This is a genomic window from Borrelia hispanica CRI (genome assembly GCF_000500065.1).
In the GTDB taxonomy this organism is placed as follows: Bacteria; Spirochaetota; Spirochaetia; order Borreliales; family Borreliaceae; genus Borrelia; species Borrelia hispanica.
In genome coordinates, this window is the sequence record NZ_AYOU01000168.1 from 1 (window position 1) to 2476 (window position 2476).

At 27.3% G+C, this 2476-nt stretch carries 4 protein-coding genes; all 4 read left to right on the forward strand.

Features of this window, described 5'->3' with window-relative positions; all coding sequences use genetic code 11:
* On the forward strand, positions 1–905 hold a 905-nt coding region (locus U880_RS11580), incomplete at its 5' end, for a DUF693 family protein (RefSeq protein WP_024655786.1).
* A complete protein-coding gene (locus U880_RS0109535) occupies positions 906–1448 on the forward strand; it encodes a DUF777 family protein (protein WP_024655787.1) in 543 nt (180 codons plus the stop codon). It abuts the gene before it with no gap.
* 79 nt (positions 1449–1527) lie between these two features.
* Positions 1528–1860, forward strand: a complete 333-nt coding sequence (locus U880_RS0109540; RefSeq protein WP_024655788.1) for a contractile injection system sheath initiator — start codon at positions 1528–1530, stop codon at positions 1858–1860.
* Positions 1857–2476, forward strand: a 620-nt coding sequence (locus tag U880_RS0109545) for a DUF276 domain-containing protein (protein ID WP_024655789.1), incomplete at its 3' end; no start/stop codon positions are given. The genes U880_RS0109540 and U880_RS0109545, both read left to right, overlap by 4 nt.

Below are 2476 nucleotides of genomic sequence, written 5' to 3' on the forward strand. Positions count from 1 at the left end.
TTTGGAATTTACCTATAGATTTTAATGATAATTTACAAGCTGGCAATATTGTAACAATATACTATAAAAAATTTGCAGAAGTTAAAGATTATGACTTTATTATGTCGGGTTACTTAGGTACACCTATGAGTACTGATTATCCTAGTGGTGATTTTAGTGTTGAATTGGAAATTCATTTAGCATCAAAAAGCAATTATTTTCATAAAGCACTCAACCCAAATCAATTTCAAGGCATGACAGTAGAAGACGCGATTAAATCAGCATTTCCTGGTAGAAATATTATCAATATGACTTATGAAAACAAAAAACACATAATAAATGAAAGTTTTTGTGCAAACACTCCTGTTGAATTTATTGAAAAAATAACTAAAAAGTATGTCCAAAGCGTTAGAACAGATATTACACCTAAAGACCATACACAACTAATCAAAGAAGCATCTATTAATACTACTGATATCGAATGTAACTATATATTCACAAATTACGTACCGATACAAACAGAAACAGAGAAAAAAGAAGAAACAGAAAAAAATAAGCCTATACAAAAGGATAAAAATCCAAAAACAGAAACACCTACAACAGATACAGAAAAAGAGGAAACAAAAAAAGACACAGATAAAGACTATGAACCTCTTGAAGATTATCTTCTTGAATTTATTCCACAACAAGAAATCACTATAGGTTCCAATATAAATATTAGGTTCATATATTGGAATGCCAAGATTATGTATACACATAAACTTAAAGTTGGTGATAAAGTTAGTTTCATTGATGGTACTGGTAATAAAATTAAGAGCACTATTTCACAAGCTGATGCTGTATTAAGTAATATTGGTGAATGCTCTCTTATACTCAAGCTTTATGATGATACTAATTACTTAAATATAAAAGGAGAAGCTAGATAAATGCATTTAAATTATGATATTTATAGAATGAATAGCCAAATGGCTGGTTCTGCATTAACACAAGAAGAAATTAAACTATGGATTTATAAAAATATTTTTATCTCTACAATAGGCATTATCAAATCTTTTAATTCTGAGACTCAAGAAGGTGTTGTATTGCTAGCCCTATACAAAAATATAGAAATTAAAACTCGATGTATATCAAATATGCATTTTAATTTACAAGAAAACGATGAGGTTATTCTTTTGCAAAGTAGTATCAATCTTTTTGATATTAATGATGATAATTATTATGATAAAAACTATTTCTATATATTACGACCGATTAATATGCAAAATGCAACTATTAAAGTTGATGATTTTTCTATTCACACAAAAAACCTTATGGAAATCAAAAATAACAATATAAGTTTAAAGCAAGTATTAGAAGAAATTGTTAATTGCTTATATAATTTAAGAGTTTCTGGACAAGCTACGGTTGAACCTAGTTTTTACACATATGTTAACAATATACAAACTAAAATAAATATGCTACTTAAATAGTTTTTAGCAAAAATAGTATTATACTTCCTTTTATTGGTTAAAGGTTAAAAGTAATTAAAAAGGATAAAGGACATAAAGATTGGATATCAGAATTGACAATGATTTTAACTTAACATTTAATTCGAATTTAAAGCTTGTTGATGGTATTGAAGAACAAAAACAACGACTATTTATATTCTTAAAGACTTCAAAAGGTAGTCTTTTCTATGATCCTCAATGGGGTTTAGATTATTCACACATTATAAAGCTTATCAAGATAAACTCTTTAACGCAAATCAAAACTTACTTATTTAATGTTATACAAGATCTCAAAATTGATATTGTAAATCTTGATGTAAATATACAATCAAACACAATAAGCATTGTCTTTCATTTTCCAAATGACACTCTAAATATGGAGGTTAAATTATGAGCATCCTATTTGATTCTGATTTTGGTATTTTAAAACAAAATATTAAACAAATAGTTGAAACTAAACGTGAGAACTTACGAAATATGCATAGAATTGTAATTAATGACGACCCCTCATCCATTTACAACATTATTGCAACATCACTTGCAATTATAGAAGAACAAATTATTAATGAAGTTAATATACTCTTTTCTAAAATTAGCCCTGGGGGTGAATATTTTAAAGCTATAGAAGACCACATTAGTATCAAAAGCACAACATTTAATGCTGTACATACAGCTTTAACTTCTATTGACGGAATAGAATATGCAAATATCATAAGCACAGCTGGTAAAGCTAATATTTATCTTATATTAAATGAATCACTACTAGATTCAGCTAAAACTAATATCATCAACTCTAATTTTAAATCAACACTTTGGCAAACACTATACAAAACTATTCCTAGTGGCACTATTCTAGAAGGCAATATTAATATTGATGGCCTAAACCAACAAAATCAACTCAAATCATACAAAGTATCCTTAGGCGCTAGAAAATATGTTTATCTTAAAGTAAAGTACAAAATTGACCTTCAAAATCATATTTATCTTAACATCGACTCACGTATTAGAGA